At 54.5% G+C, this 14,261-nt stretch carries 14 protein-coding genes; all 14 read right to left on the bottom strand.

Features of this window, described 5'->3' with window-relative positions; all coding sequences use genetic code 11:
* Positions 1–48 precede the first annotated feature (48 nt).
* Entirely contained in the window at positions 49–696 is a 648-nt protein-coding gene (rpe, locus tag LOK74_RS05690; RefSeq protein WP_230045613.1) for a ribulose-phosphate 3-epimerase, read from the bottom strand.
* A complete protein-coding gene (gene rsgA / locus LOK74_RS05685) occupies positions 690–1,583 on the bottom strand; it encodes a ribosome small subunit-dependent GTPase A (protein ID WP_230045612.1) in 894 nt (297 codons plus the stop codon). Before rsgA ends, rpe begins: the two co-directional genes overlap by 7 nt.
* Positions 1,584–1,599: 16 nt before the next feature.
* Positions 1,600–3,531 (bottom strand): Stk1 family PASTA domain-containing Ser/Thr kinase, encoded by a 1,932-nt coding sequence (gene pknB / locus LOK74_RS05680; RefSeq protein WP_230045611.1) that lies wholly within the window; start codon positions 3,529–3,531, stop codon positions 1,600–1,602.
* A 5-nt stretch (positions 3,532–3,536) separates the two neighbouring features.
* Complete coding sequence (locus LOK74_RS05675; protein WP_230046920.1) at positions 3,537–4,301, bottom strand: Stp1/IreP family PP2C-type Ser/Thr phosphatase; 765 nt, start codon at positions 4,299–4,301, stop codon at positions 3,537–3,539.
* A 5-nt stretch (positions 4,302–4,306) separates the two neighbouring features.
* Complete coding sequence (gene rlmN / locus LOK74_RS05670; RefSeq protein WP_230045610.1) at positions 4,307–5,377, bottom strand: dual-specificity RNA methyltransferase RlmN; 1,071 nt, start codon at positions 5,375–5,377, stop codon at positions 4,307–4,309.
* A gap of 163 nt (positions 5,378–5,540) precedes the next feature.
* The gene (gene rsmB, locus LOK74_RS05665) at positions 5,541–6,905 is read right to left on the bottom strand and encodes a 16S rRNA (cytosine(967)-C(5))-methyltransferase RsmB (protein WP_230045609.1); all 1,365 of its coding nucleotides are present in this window, start codon (positions 6,903–6,905) and stop codon (positions 5,541–5,543) included.
* Positions 6,906–6,908: 3 nt separating this feature from the next.
* Positions 6,909–7,859 (bottom strand): methionyl-tRNA formyltransferase, encoded by a 951-nt coding sequence (gene fmt / locus LOK74_RS05660; protein ID WP_230045608.1) that lies wholly within the window; start codon positions 7,857–7,859, stop codon positions 6,909–6,911.
* Positions 7,860–7,864: 5 nt separating this feature from the next.
* Complete coding sequence (gene def, locus LOK74_RS05655) at positions 7,865–8,341, bottom strand: peptide deformylase (protein WP_230045607.1); 477 nt, start codon at positions 8,339–8,341, stop codon at positions 7,865–7,867.
* A 13-nt stretch (positions 8,342–8,354) separates the two neighbouring features.
* On the bottom strand, positions 8,355–10,802 hold the full coding sequence (gene priA / locus LOK74_RS05650) for a primosomal protein N' (RefSeq protein WP_230046919.1): 2,448 nt from the start codon (positions 10,800–10,802) through the stop codon (positions 8,355–8,357).
* A complete protein-coding gene (coaBC, locus tag LOK74_RS05645) occupies positions 10,802–12,049 on the bottom strand; it encodes a bifunctional phosphopantothenoylcysteine decarboxylase/phosphopantothenate--cysteine ligase CoaBC (protein ID WP_230045606.1) in 1,248 nt (415 codons plus the stop codon). Before coaBC ends, priA begins: the two co-directional genes overlap by 1 nt.
* A 59-nt stretch (positions 12,050–12,108) precedes the next feature.
* Entirely contained in the window at positions 12,109–12,315 is a 207-nt protein-coding gene (gene rpoZ, locus LOK74_RS05640; RefSeq protein ID WP_230046918.1) for a DNA-directed RNA polymerase subunit omega, read from the bottom strand.
* 6 nt (positions 12,316–12,321) lie between these two features.
* Positions 12,322–12,936 carry a guanylate kinase gene (gmk, locus tag LOK74_RS05635; RefSeq protein ID WP_230045605.1) on the bottom strand — a complete coding sequence of 205 codons (615 nt, stop codon included), beginning with the start codon at positions 12,934–12,936 and terminating at the stop codon, positions 12,322–12,324.
* 21 nt (positions 12,937–12,957) lie between these two features.
* On the bottom strand, positions 12,958–13,218 hold the full coding sequence (gene remA, locus LOK74_RS05630) for an extracellular matrix/biofilm regulator RemA (RefSeq protein ID WP_126426113.1): 261 nt from the start codon (positions 13,216–13,218) through the stop codon (positions 12,958–12,960).
* A gap of 23 nt (positions 13,219–13,241) precedes the next feature.
* Positions 13,242–14,123, bottom strand: coding sequence for a YicC/YloC family endoribonuclease (locus tag LOK74_RS05625; RefSeq protein ID WP_230045604.1), 882 nt, complete (start codon positions 14,121–14,123; stop codon positions 13,242–13,244).
* Positions 14,124–14,261: the final 138 nt, after the last annotated feature.

The following is a 14,261-nucleotide window of genomic DNA, read 5'->3' as shown; positions in this document are numbered from 1 at the left end:
TGTTTTGGGAGCCCTTCGTCGGTTGGTATGGAATTCGTTCGGTTTGCACTAGCCGCGAATCGCTGCGATTGCTTGCGCTCGATCCGCCTGGTTAAATACTGCGGAACCTGCCACCAGTACGCTTGCTCCTGCTTGTTGGCACAGTCTTGCCGTATCCGGATTGACACCGCCATCAACCTCGATCTCGACGTGGGTCAGCCCACGCTCCTCAAGCAGTTGACGAAGGGAGCGGATCTTGGGCAGGACACTGTGAATAAAGCGTTGTCCACCAAATCCAGGGTTGACCGTCATGAACAGGACCATGTCAACATCTTCAAGAATCGATTCAATCGTTACCAGTGGTGTAGCCGGGTTGAGGACGACACCTGCCTTAGCCCCTTGGTCTTTGATCAGATGGACCGTCCGATGCAAGTGACGGCATGCTTCCTGGTGAACACTCAGGATATCGGCACCACTTTTGACGAACTGGGGGATGTAGCGGTCAGGCTCTTCGATCATCAAGTGTACATCGAGCGGAAGCGTCGTGACTGGTCGAATCGCTTCCACAATCAGTGGACCGATCGTGATGTTCGGCACAAAGTGGCCGTCCATCACATCAACATGAATCCAGTCTGCCCCGCCGCGTTCCACATCACGAATCTCATCTCCCAGCTTGGCAAAATCTGCTGACAGGATGGATGGCGCGATCTTTACCATGATTTGTTCCTCCGTTTTTGTTCTTTTTGCTCTTCCACAAACTGCTGATAGTGCTGATACCGTTCAGCGTCTATCTCACCTTTTTCCAAAGCGGCCAGCACCGCACATCCCGGTTCGCTGAGATGGAGGCAGCCGCGAAACTTGCAGTGGTCTGCATGTCGGCGGAAATCTCGAAAAGCCTGGGCCAGGTCAAGTTCGCTCAGTTCGTTGAAATCAAGCGAGCTGAATCCGGGAGTATCGGCAACATAGCCGCCCACGTCAAGAAGTGGAATCAACTCTACATGACGTGTGGTGTGTCGACCTCTGCCCAAGCGGTGACTCACCTCGCCCGTCTGCAGGCTGACTCCCGGAAACAGATGGTTGATCAACGAAGATTTGCCGACACCGGACTGACCTGCAAAGACAGTGATATGTCCGGCCAATTCGGAACGAACCTCAGCCAACCCCTGCTGTTCCACGGTAGAGGTGGGAATCACCCGATATCCGATCTGCTGGTACTTCGCGCGTATCAAGTCTACTTCCTCCGACGGTGCCAGATCTGCTTTGGACAAGAGAATTACTGCATCAATCCCAGCCTGCTCCGTATGAACCAAAAATTTGTCCAGCAACATGGAGGCAAATGCCGGCTCCCGCATGGAAAACACAAGCATGGCGAGATCCACATTGGCGATCGGCGGGCGAACCAGTTCTGTCTCCCTGTCCGTCACTTCCATCACGTATCCCTCGCTGTCACTGATCTCGTCGTAGCGGACCCAATCACCAACGAGCGGGGTCACTTTGGCATCTTTTTTCTTAAACAAGCCGCGTGCACGACACTGCAGCACCCGCTGGCCGTCCGCCACGTAGTAAAATCCGCTCAATGCTTTCACAATGCGCCCTTCCGGCATTTGCTTCCCTCCAACGTTACTCCAGGTTTTCGTACGAGATATGATGCGTCTGGTCTAGCACTCCATTTTTGAAGACTTCAATCTTCGCGTCTTTCTCCGGTGACAGCACAAGTGATAGCGTTAAATCCTGTGGCTGTCTGATCGTTTGCTCCACCACTCCTTCACCCCGTGCGTCTTGTCGCACGATGCGTATATCCATTTTCTCTCCATCCGGGTCGACATGTATCACATAGCTGCCAATCCGAGCATCGGCCGGATACTTGCCGTTGCTTACCCGCAAATTAATTTTCGTGCCAGTGGCCACTTCCATTCCCGGCTCATGCGGATAGGTAGACAGGACGACATTCGGATCTTGTTCTTCATAGGAAGGTTCTTCCGATACTTCTCCTACCTCCAAACCAGCCTGCAGCAGATCTACTCTCGCTTCAGCCAATTGCTTGCCGATCACCTCTGGCAGTTTCACATACTTTTTCCCTTTGCTGACATATAGGGTAACCGCCGTCTTTGTCGGTACGACCTGCGTGTCTGGAGCCGGTATCTGCTCAATCACGTGTCCTGCCGGAACCTCTGGGTCTTCCCGCTCTTTGATGATCACTTCTTTGTACTTATCCTGCTGCAACTGCTGCTGCACCATGCTTGCCTTCTCTCCGATCACTCGCGGCATGGCCACTTCCTCAGGCCCTTTGCTGACGTACAAGGTGACCTCACTGTTTCGCTTCAACCGCATGGGCGGCGCTGGCTCCTGTCTGTAGACTGTTCCTTCCTCTTCTTCGTGATAGTCTTCAATCACATTTGGGACAAGTTCGGCTTGTTCAATTTTGAGTTTAGCCGTCGCAACAGGTGTGCCGGTCACAGGCGGGACGGCTACTTCCGGCACCTCAATCGCATCCAGGAGATAGATCACCCCGGCAGCAGCCAACAGCAGAAAAAGTCCAATCGTACCGACCCAGATCAGTGTTCTCGTCCACCAGTTGCTCTTGACTTCCGCTGATTCTCCCTCTTCATCACCCGTTCGTCTGTCAAGCTGATGCTCCGGTTTGTACTGGGCCATCATCTCGGGCGTGATCGCCGGGAGCACCTTGGTCTCTTCGTCATCGATAGGAAAGCGGATCTTTTCTTCGTTGAGCCGCTCCGGCGCAAGGCAGGTTTCCAGATCAAGCATCATTTCCTTCGCCGATCTATATCGCAAAAACGGATCCTTCACCAGTGCTTTGAGCACGATATTCTCTACACTCTGCGGAATGTCAGGGTTGATTTGGCGCGGTTCAGGGAGCGGTTCCTGCAAATGCTTCAAGGCAATCGTAATCGGTGAATCGCCGGAAAACGGAAGCTGTCCGGTCACCATTTCGTATAAGACAATTCCTAATGAATAAATGTCCGATTTTTCAGCCGTTACCCCGCCGCGAGCCTGTTCCGGCGAAAAGTAGTGAACAGAACCGAGGACGGAACCAGTATGTGTGATGGTCGCTGAGGTGACCGCACGTGCGATGCCAAAGTCTGTTACTTTCACCCGGCCGTTTGTGCCGATCAGGATGTTTTGCGGTTTGATGTCACGGTGAATGATGTGATTCTGATGGGCGTGATCCAGAGCGTCGCAGATCTGCAGCGCAATTCGCACCGCTTCTGCAACCGGCAGGGCCCCTCGTTCGTTGATCACATCTTTTAGATTGGATCCTTCTATGTATTCCATGACCATAAAGTAGGTATCGTCTTCCTGACCAACATCGTATACACTCACAACATTTGGATGAGACAAGCTGGCGACAGCCTGCGCCTCCCGCCGGAACCGCTGGACAAAATCTTCATCGCTGCCAAACTGGGACCGCAGTACTTTGACGGCAACGATACGGTTTAGTACGAGATCTGTCGCTTTGTATACGACTGCCATGCCTCCGCCGCCAATGCGATTCTGCAGTTGATAGCGCCCGCCCAGACGTTGACCTTCCATTCTCCTCACCCCTCTCCCCCACTGACGTCAACCGACTTGTCCATGTTGCGTACCGCAATGACCGTGATGTTGTCTTCGCCGCCGGAATCCAGTGCGTATTGAACCAGCCCATCTATTTGTTCCTGCAGGCTGAGTGGCTTCTCCAGCCACGTCTCGATCACATCAGCCGGTACCTTGTTGCTTAAACCGTCTGAACATAGCAGTACGACATCACCTGCTGTCCAGGTGATCTGGCCCAGATCGATCCGCACGTTTTGCTCGGTCCCCAGCGCCCGCATCAGTACGTTGCGTTGAGGGTGGTGGGACGCCTCCTGAACCGTGATCTGTCCCGTTTTGAGCAACTCTTGTACCAGCGAATGATCTTCTGTATGCTGGGACAAACCGGCTGCACCGTACAGGTACAGCCGACTGTCGCCGATATGGGCCGTTGCGCCGCCTGACGGGGTGAGAATCGTCGCCACGACAGTTGTTCCCATTCCGTCACACTCAGGATGAGTCTCCGCATAGCGGTAGATTTCCTCATTTGCGCGAAGCAGCGCATTCATCAGCCCTTCTCGTTCATCCTCTAAGGTCTGACCGATCTTTGAATTCTGCAGTTCTTCCAGGATCATCTCTACAGCCATTCGGCTCGCGACATCGCCAGCGGCGTGACCGCCCATGCCGTCCGCCACGACCGCCAGCACTCGTCCTCGCTCGTCGATCGTACAGGCGTAGAAGTCCCCGTTCACCTGTCGGACGCATCCGACATGTGATTTCATCGCAATCTCCATCTCCATCACCCCACCGTCTCTTTGGCGTGCTGCGCCCGCAGCTGTCCACAGGCTGCGGCGATATCGCTGCCGTGTTCACGCCGGATTGTGACGTTGAGCCCCCTGTTCTCCAAAATTCGCTTAAACTGAAAGATGTCATCGCGGGACGTTCGCACGTAATCACGCTCAGGTACGTAGTTGACCGGGATCAGGTTGATATGGCACATCATATCTCCGATCAGGTCCGCCAACTCCTCGGCATGTTCCGGCTGGTCGTTTACGCCGCCGAACAAACCATACTCAAACGTAATCCGTCTATTTGTCTTCTCTGTATAGTTGCGGCAGGCTTCCAACAGTTTGGGCAGTGGAAAGCCCCGGTTGATCGGCATTAGCTTGGACCTCAATTCGCTGTTGGGTGCATGCAGGGAGATCGCCAGGTTCACCTGACCGCCCCGCTCGGCAAACTCGTAAATCTTGGGAACGATCCCGCTGGTTGATACCGTCATATGGCGTTGTCCGATGTTGAGACCACGGTTGTCGTTGATGATGGACAGGAACGAAAGCAGCGCCTCAAAGTTTTCAAACGGCTCGCCGATTCCCATCACCACCACGTGGCTAGCCCGCCCCCCTTCCTCGTCAAGGGCCCGCTGAGCTGCCAACACTTGGGCGACGATCTCCCCGGCTTCCAGATTGCGCTTCAGACCGCCAAGGGTAGAGGCGCAAAAGGTGCAGCCGATCCGGCAGCCCACCTGTGTCGTTACGCAAACACTGTTGCCGTAGTTGTGGCGCATGATTACCGTTTCAATCGCATGGCCGTCATGCAATTGGAACAAAAACTTGACCGTTCCGTCCGCAGACGTCTGGCGGGTAATCTCCGCAAGAGCGTTGAGGCGAAACTGCTCACTCAACTTTTCGCGCAGCGACTTTGACAGATTGCTCATCTCGTCGAATGACCTCACCCGCTTGACGTACAACCAGTCAAAAATCTGTTGCGCGCGAAACGGTTTTTCCCCCTGCTGGGTAAGCCACTCCTTCAATGCATCCAGTGTCAAACTGTAGAGGAGGGGGTGTTGCTCGTTTGCTGTATCGTTTTTCATTGATTTCACCTTTTTTATGATAAAAGTAGGTGCTCATTTGGGCTCAACATCAATCTACATTGTACCCTTTGGTCATCGAAAGGAAAAGGGAATTCACTCCCGTCTTTGGCAGACACGAAAAAAGGGTTGGACAGTTGCCCTCGCACCTCTCCACCCCTACACGCTAAAGATCTGCCCGCTTGATCCGGGAGATAAAAAACCCATCGCTTGAAAACTGGTGAGGCAAAATCTGCACGTAGCCACTGCTTGCATCACAGTGTTCGACTACTGACTCAGGAAGGTCCTCAACAAGTGAGTGATCCAGCTGAAAGTTTTCATGTTCGGCAACGAACCGCTCCACCAGTTCCTGGTTTTCCTCCGGTTCAATCGTACAGGTACTGTAGACCAGGAGGCCACCGGGAGCCAGCATAGGGGCTACCTGCGTCAAAAGGTGATACTGCAGGTGAGCAATATCGGCAATATCATCGGGCTTTTTGTTCCACTTCAGGTCTGGTTTGCGACGGATCACACCCAAACCAGTGCAGGGCGCGTCCAGCAAGATCCGGTCAAACAAGCCAATCCCCTGCTCAGGCAGGTCGGCTGCGTCGCAGACGAGCGTCTTGATGATCGTCACACCCAGCCGCTCTGCAGACTGCTCGATCAACTGACGCTTGTGCGGATGGATGTCACAGGCGACGATTTCTCCCTGGTTGTCCATCAATTCAGCGATATGCGTTGTTTTTCCACCCGGTGCGGCACAGGCATCCAACACCCGCATACCGGGGCGAGGAGTGAGAGCAGGGGCTACCAGCATCGAACTTTCGTCTTGAATCGTACAATAACCGGAAGCGAACCAATCCGTTTTGGCCACGTTTCCACTCTGCAGCACAACCCCTTGCTTACTCAGCCGAGAGCTGACGGCCTCTGGAAACTCACGTTGCAGCTCGGACAACAATTGATCCCGCTCCATCCTCAATCGATTGACGCGGAGAGATGGCAGCGGCGGCTGGTTGTTGCTCTCACAGATGGCACGGGTAGTCTCCTCGCCAAACTGTTTCAACCAGCGCTTCACCAGCCACTCTGGATGTGAGTGGAGCCAGGCAATCTCAGCTGCTGTACCACGGCGGGGCGGTTCGTCCCAGACCTCCGGGCGGCGGAGAACATTGCGCAGCACACCGTTCACCAGTGAAGCCACCCCTTTATGCCCCCTCCGTTTGGCGATCTCGACCGCCTCGTGAACGGCTGCCCGATCCGGCACGCGATCCAGGTAACGGATCTGATACAGGCTCATGCGCAGCAGGTTGCGTACCCACGGCTGCAGCCTGGCGATCCCCCCTTTGACCAAGCGGCCGATCACCCCGTCAATCGTCCCCCGTCGTTGTGTTGTCCCGTATACCAGTTCCGTAACCAAGCCGACATCAGGTGACGAGAGGGAAGCGTTCGTCAACGCGCTTTTCAACTCCAAATTGCTGTACGATTGGTGCTCGTCCACTTTGGTCAATACATCTAGAGCGACATCCCGAGCGGTCGCCGATCTTGGCTGTCTCATCGATCAGTCTCCCAACGTGCAGCCAGGTTGAAGCTTGGCACCAGCTCCCTGCAGGAAATCACGCATACTCATCCGCTTTTTTCCTTCCGGCTGAATCTCGATTAATTTGACGCTGCCTGTCCCACAGGCTACAACGACTCCATCACGGTCGCGCTCTACGATCGTTCCTGGCTGTCCGACATGACTGTCCGTCGATACCTTCTCCACCCACCATACTTTCCAGATTTTCCCTTGATACTTGGTAAAAGCGACCGGCCAAGGATTCAGGCCGCGGACCTGATTGTAGACGTTCTCTGCCGGCTTGCTCCAGTCAATCTGTTCGTCAGAACGCTTAATGGTCGGAGCGAACGTGGCAGCCTGGTGATCCTGGGGTACCGGTTGAATCCTGCCTTGGAGCAGTTGGGGGATGGTATCGACCAGCAGGGAGGCGCCGACAGCCGCCAATTTGTCATGCAGGGTGCCGACCGTATCACGCTCCTCGATTGGTACGGTTACGCTGCTCAGCATGTCGCCTGCATCCAGCTGTTCCACCATGTACATAATGGTAACGCCTGATTGCGTCTCCCCATCGATAATCGCTTGGTGGATCGGTGCGCCGCCACGATATTTGGGCAGCAGGGAAGCATGTACATTAATCGCACCGAATCGCGGTGCTTCCAGCAGCTCTTTGGGCAAAATTTGTCCATAAGCTGCGGTGACAATCAAGTCGGGATTCTGCGCCAGCACTTCGTCCAGCGCAGCCCGCTCTTTTATTTTTTCCGGCTGCAGCACCGGCAATCCATGCTGCAGCGCCAATTCTTTCACCGGCGAGGGCCTAAGCACCTGGTTTCGGCCAACTGGCCGATCCGGCTGGGTCACGACGCCGACCACCGATTGTCCGGCCGCAATCAGCGCCGCCAGGCTGGCAGCGGCAAAATCTGGAGTTCCCATGAACAAGATCCGCGCGTTGCTCAAACCTGCTACTCCCCTTCCTCATCCTTGCTGATCGGATAGACACGTTCCGCTCTGTCGAGGAACAAGATGCCGTCCAGATGGTCAATCTCGTGCTGGGCACACCGGGCGAGCAGTTCTTCTGCCTCCATCTCAAACGGCTGACCGTGTCGATCCTGTGCCCGCAACTTCACCCATTGGTATCGGCGTACGTCGCCGCGCAGGCCAGGTATGCTCAGGCAGCCCTCCGGGTAATCGAACTGTTCTCCTTCGCTAGCGATGATTTCAGGATTTACCATTTCTATCAGACCCTCACCACAGTCCATCACGATAACTCGCTTGAGGATGCTTACCTGGGGTGCAGCCAGTCCCACACCGTCGGCATCGTACATCGTCTCCGCCATATCATCCAGCAGCTTATGCAGGTTCGGTGTAAACTTGGTGACCGGCTTTGCTTTCTCCCGTAAAATCGGATCGGGATGCTTCACAATTGTTCGTATCGCCATTTCTTTTTGCCTCCTATAGTAACATCTGGGGGTCGACGTCAATCGTCACTGCCACCTGATGCTGTTTGATCCACTCAGAAAAGTGCTGATTTGCTTGGGCAAGCAGTTCCACCACTTTTGGTTCATCCCGATATTTTAGCATGAGTTGGAAGCGAAATCTATCCTTCAGACGGGCAATCGGCGATGCCACCGGACCCAGGAGCTGCGTGGTAGGAGAGAGACGGGGGCGGAGATAGCCAGCGTAGTTTTCTGCGGCGCGGATCACGACCGGCACATCCTGGTGAGAAAAGGTAAGCAGCACTAACCGATAAAAAGGCGGGTAGCCCGTCTTTTTGCGGTGCCCCATCTCGATCTGATAAAACCCTTCATAGTCGTAATGAGTGGCATGGCGGATACTGTAGTGCTCCGGCGTGTACGTCTGGATCACCACATCTCCAGCTAAGGAATGGCGCCCTGCCCGCCCCCCTACCTGGGTGAGCAGTTGAAAGGTCTTTTCCGCTGCCCGAAAATCAGGCAGGTGGAGTGATGTATCAGCAGCGATCACGCCGACCAGCGTAACACGCGGAAAATCAAGTCCTTTGGCAATCATCTGCGTACCGAGCAGCACGTCTCCCTGATGACTGCGAAACCGGCCAAGCAGCGTTTCATGGGCTCCTTTGCGCGATGTCGTATCCACGTCCATTCGTATCACCCGCACGCCCGGGAACAGACGGGCCAACTCTTGCTCCACCTTCTGCGTGCCAGTGCCGAAGAAGCGGATATGTGGACTTTGGCAGTCCGGACAGTGATTGGGCTGAGGTACCGCATAGCCGCAATAATGACAGCGTGCAGAATGATTTGTACGGTGATAGGTAAGCGAGATGTCACAGTGGGGACAACGCATCGTATAGCCGCAAGAACGACACATGACAAAGGTAGAAAAACCTCGTCGGTTCAAAAAGAGCACAATCTGTTCCTGCTTGGCCAGGCGATCCTCGATCATCTCGTGCAGCGTCCGACTGAACATCGAGCGGTTGTCGGAACGCAATTCTTCCCGCATGTCTACCAGATGGACAGACGGCATCGATCGACCGCCGCCCCTCTCTCTCATACTAAGCAGATGATAACGTCCGCGTGTGGCCAGCGCGTATGTTTCCAATGAAGGTGTAGCACTGCCCAATACGAGAACCGCCTGATTCTGCTTGGCCCGCCAGATCGCTACGTCACGTGCATGATAACGAGGAGTCTCTTCTTGTTTGTAAGAGGTTTCGTGTTCTTCGTCAATCACGATCAGGCCCAACCGCCGAAACGGAGCGAAGATCGCCGAACGCGCCCCGACCACTACTTGTACTTCCTGACGCTGAATCTTGCGCCACTCGTCGTAGCGCTCCCCTTGAGAGAGCGCGCTGTGCAAAACAGCCACTTTTTGGCCAAACCGTGCTTTAAACCGGTCCACCATCTGCGGGGTAAGTGAAATCTCAGGCACCAAAAAGATAGCCTCCCGCCCCGATGCGATCGTCTGCTCAATCGCTTCCATGTACACTTCCGTCTTGCCGCTTCCCGTCACGCCATGCAGTAAAAACGAAGCGTATTGCCTCGCTGCAAGCATACGTCCGATCTGTGCCAGACTCTCTGCTTGTTCATCTGTCAGTTCGTGCCGGGGCTGTGACTCAACTTGTTTATGCTCATATGGATCCCGGTACACTTCCCTGCGCTCGATCCGCACCCAGCCTTTTTTCTGCAAACTGTTTACGGTAGAACGGCTTGTCTGCAGCAGATCGAGGAGCTCGGTCATTGAGATTGGCTGCTCGAGGTCGGACAGGTAGCTGAGCACCTGCTTCATCCGTTCCGCACGGGTAGGCAGAGAGGCAATCAATTCTGCGACCTCTTCTTTTGTCACTGCCAGCGAAACCATTGTCACCTGCTTGCGGGTGACGCGATCACGCACGCGCTGGGTAAGGGTAACCCATCCAGCCTTCAACCACCCCTGTAGCAGCACAGCCTCCTCGGGAAACCGCTTCTCCACTTCCGAGAGAGGCAGCACACGTCCCTGCCTCAGTTCACTCAGCAGCGAGGAAGTGGAGGCAGCTGCCGCATCGAGGAGCTCGGTAGCGGCCAGCTGCTTCTCCGCTTTTCCCTTCAAAACAGCAGGGATCATCGCTTGCAGTGCGGTTACCCAGGGACAGAGATACTGTTTGCTCATCCATTCCGCCAGCTGGATCAACTCTGAAGTGAGCGGCGGCAGCTCGTCCATTACCTGCTCGATCGGTTTCAGTCTTTGCTCCATACCGCCAAGTTGCGGCAGATCCGCCTGTTCGCTCTGCTGTAGACCAACGATGTAGCCCTGCAGCTTGCGCGGTCCAAAGGGAACAATCACACGGCTGCCAACCGCCACCCGATCACTCAACGCCTCCGGGACAAGATAGTCAAATGGGCGATTGGTACGCGCGGTCGGGACATCGACAATCACTTGTGCCAGCATCATCCATCAACCCTGCGTTTTCGGGCAGCCCTTTTTTCCAACACCAGATCGAACAGCTTCTCCGCCACCTGGCGCTTGCTCATCAGCGGCTGTTCAAAAATCCCTCCATCGGCCGAAAAAAACGTGACAAGATTGGTATCTGTCCCCATACCGGCTCCTTCAGCAAGCACATTATTGCCGACAATCAGATCGGCGTTTTTCCGCCGCAGCTTGTCGGTCGCATGCCGCGCCAAATCCTGTGTTTCCGCAGCAAATCCGACCACGAACTGTCCTGGGTGTTTCCGCTCGCCGACCGCCTGTAAGATGTCGGGTGCCTTTTCCAACTGCAGGGTCAAGCCGTCTTCCCCTTTTTTCACTTTGTGGGTGTGGGTGACAGCAGGCCTGTAGTCGGAGACAGCAGCAGCTTTTACGACGATATCACTCTCCGGCAAATGAGCCATGACGGCGTCGTACATCTGCTGCACCGATTCGACAGCGATATATGTGATACCGGACGGACGGGGCAAAGCAACAGGTCCGCTGACCAAAGTCACTTCTGCACCTCGATCCCGTGCCGCTTCGGCGATGGCATAGCCCATCTTGCCAGAAGAATGGTTGGAGATATAGCGAACGGGATCAATCTTCTCCCGTGTCGGACCGGCGGTGACCAACACCCGTACACCGGCGAGATCGCGACTTTCTGTATGCTGATGGGATTGTTCATCGACGAAGCGTACAACGGCTTCTGCTATCTCTTCCGGTTCGGCCAGCCGCCCTTTGCCAATCCAGCCACAGGCGAGCAGTCCCTCACCTGGTTCGATGAAGCGGCAGCCGTATGCTGCCAACCGCTGCATGTTGGCTTGAACGGCAGGATGGTTGTACATATTGACATTCATCGCAGGAGCGATCAGGATGGGAGCTTTCGTTGCCAACAAGGTAGTCGTCAGCATATCGTCTGCAATGCCGTTTGCCATTTTACCGATCAAGTTGGCCGTAGCCGGCGCGATGACCACCAGATCGGCCCGGTCAGCCAGGTCGATGTGGGCGATCAATTCAGGATCTGGCTCGGTAAACGTATCGCTGTGGACAGGCAAGTGAGAAAGTGCCTGAAAGGTTAGCGGCTGTATGAACTTCTGGGCGTGATCGGTCAAGATCACGTGAACAGCTGCACCCATTTGCGTCAGTTTGCTGGTTAAGGCCGCCGCCTTATAGGCAGCAATCCCACCTGTTACCCCCAAGATAATGGTTTTTCCAGTTAACGGTTGCAAGATGCGTCTGCTCCTCTCCAGTAGGAATGAAGAAAAAAACAACCTGCCGTGAGGTTGTTTTACTGACGGGAATCGCTTTCTATATAGACCAGTTGATCCGTGATGATCTCTTCCAAAGCCTGCCCCACGTATTTTTTGGACTTTGGCTTCTCAATCTGTACGTTGCTGTTTTCACGCAGTTGACGGGCACGCTTGGCTGCGACAGATACCAGTACGTATTTGCTGTCCATTTTCTCGGTCAGCTTGTCAATCGATGGGTACAACATCAATGTTCAATCCTCCTTCATCCATTGGCGAAACTTGTGGATTTGCCTTTCTTTTCGCAGATGCTCTGCTGTGATAATCGCTTCGATTCGCTGACACGCCTGCTCGATCTCGTCGTTTACCACCACGTAATCATATTGGTTCATCAACTCGATTTCTGCCCTGGCGGCATCCATCCGTTTGCGTACCGATTCTTCGGTCTCGGTGCCGCGTCCGACAATCCGGTTCTGCAGTTCCTGCAAGTCTGGCGGGGCGAGGAACAGAAAGATACCTTGCGGAAATTTTTGTTTTACCTGCATGGCACCCTGTACCTCGATCTCAAGGATCACATCTCTCCCGCTAGCCAGTGTCTCCTCTACGAAGCGGCGGGGTGTCCCGTAATAGTTGCCTACGTATTCCGCCCATTCCAACAGCTCGTCCTGTTCAATCATGCGCTTGAACTCTTGCTTTGTCTTGAAAAAATAGTTAACCCCTTCCACCTCGCCAGCCCGCGGAGGCCGCGTGGTCGCTGAGACTGAGTACACAACGTCTGTAATACGCTGGCGCAGCGCTGTACAGACGGTTCCTTTGCCTACTCCGGAAGGGCCGGAGAGGACCAGCAGCAGACCGTTGTCATTGTCCATCCTTCGAATTCAACTCCTAGCTTATTCATCAGATACGTCGTCTTTGGTATGTAATCGTTGTGCCACCGTTTCAGGTTGTACGGCAGACAAAATGACATGATCACTATCGGTAATGATGACGGCACGGGTCCTGCGTCCATAAGTCGCGTCTACCAGCATGCTGCGGTCACGCGCTTCCTGGATGATCCGTTTGATCGGCGCTGATTCGGGACTGACAATGGAGATGATGCGATTCGCGTTGACAATGTTGCCAAATCCAATGTTAATCAGTTTGATTCCCACTGTACCAGCTCCTCCTTTCCTCGTCATTCAACGTTTTGTACTTGTTCTCTCATCTTTTCCAGTTCGGTCTTCATCTCTACGGCGAGGCGCTGGATCGGCAGATAATTGGCTTTTGCCGCAATCGTGTTGGCCTCACGGTTCATCTCCTGCAATAAAAAATCTAGTTTGCGTCCAACGACCTCATCTTTGTCAAGCAGTTCCGCAAATTGTTGACAATGGCTGGCGAGACGAGTTGCTTCTTCAGAAATGTCTGCCCGGTCAGCAAACAGCAGCACTTCCTGAGCAATCCGCTGTTCGTCAATCTGAATGTCAGCCGACCATTCAGCCAACCGTTCTTTCAACCGCTTGCGGTAATCGGCCACTGCCCCAGCCGCCTGCTCACCGATCTGCTGACTCCAGCTTTTGATGTTTTGCAGCCGCTGACGCAGATCACCAACCAAGGCGCTGCCTTCTGTTTTCCTCATCACGAGGAGGTCGTCCGCCGCCCCTTCCACCAGCGGCAGCAGCCATTCTGCTGCTTCCTCCAGTGTATGGGACGCCTCTTCACCCGTCTGTACGACACCTGGCAGTTGCAGCAGATCCTTCACCGCAAGTTCGTCGTTGAGCACATATTGCTCGCTCAAATCTTTGGCTGCCAGGATATACGCCGCAGCCACTTCCCGATTGATTGAGAATCCGCCGCCCTGCCCGGCTGACGCTTCAACCGAGACGAACACCTCGACTCGGCCGCGGCGCACCTTACGCAAGACCGCTTTTCTCACCTGATCTTCCAACGCTGTCCAACTTTTCGGTAGGCGAACCACAACCTCACAAAAGCGATGATTGACTGCCCGCATTTCCACTACAAGGCGCAGATGTGCATGCTCTGCTTCTCTGCGCCCGTAACCTGTCATACTTCGTATCATTCATACCACATCCACGATGGAGTGACAGCTGCCACGTTGTATCACCGAAAAAATCGTTAATTCATTATAGGAAACAATCCCGACAAGTGTCAACTCGAGCACGGCGCGATTCCTGATTCCGCTTGGGTTGTGCCCGGG

It is taken from the genome of Brevibacillus humidisoli, from assembly GCF_020923435.1.
Lineage (GTDB): Bacteria > Bacillota > Bacilli > Brevibacillales > Brevibacillaceae > Brevibacillus_E > Brevibacillus_E humidisoli.
Note: the sequence above shows the minus strand (reverse complement) of the source record. Positions and strands in the feature narration are given on the sequence as shown.

Bases quoted from the DNA above. Each gene is read 5' to 3' on its own strand.
- priA (WP_230046919.1), bottom strand. From the start codon at position 10,802: ATGCTGGCACAAGTGATTGTCGATGTCCCGACCGCGCGTACCAATCGC.
- rpe (WP_230045613.1), bottom strand. From the start codon at position 696: ATGGTAAAGATCGCGCCATCCATCCTGTCAGCAGATTTTGCCAAGCTG.
- pknB (WP_230045611.1), bottom strand. From the start codon at position 3,531: ATGGAAGGTCAACGTCTGGGCGGGCGCTATCAACTGCAGAATCGCATT.
- def (WP_230045607.1), bottom strand. From the start codon at position 8,341: ATGGCGATACGAACAATTGTGAAGCATCCCGATCCGATTTTACGGGAG.
- rsmB (WP_230045609.1), bottom strand. From the start codon at position 6,905: ATGAGACAGCCAAGATCGGCGACCGCTCGGGATGTCGCTCTAGATGTA.
- rlmN (WP_230045610.1), bottom strand. From the start codon at position 5,377: ATGAAAAACGATACAGCAAACGAGCAACACCCCCTCCTCTACAGTTTG.
- rsgA (WP_230045612.1), bottom strand. From the start codon at position 1,583: ATGCCGGAAGGGCGCATTGTGAAAGCATTGAGCGGATTTTACTACGTG.
- rpoZ (WP_230046918.1), bottom strand. From the start codon at position 12,315: ATGTTGTACCCATCGATTGACAAGCTGACCGAGAAAATGGACAGCAAA.
- gmk (WP_230045605.1), bottom strand. From the start codon at position 12,936: ATGGACAATGACAACGGTCTGCTGCTGGTCCTCTCCGGCCCTTCCGGA.
- LOK74_RS05675 (WP_230046920.1), bottom strand. From the start codon at position 4,301: ATGGAGATTGCGATGAAATCACATGTCGGATGCGTCCGACAGGTGAAC.
- LOK74_RS05625 (WP_230045604.1), bottom strand. From the start codon at position 14,123: ATGATACGAAGTATGACAGGTTACGGGCGCAGAGAAGCAGAGCATGCA.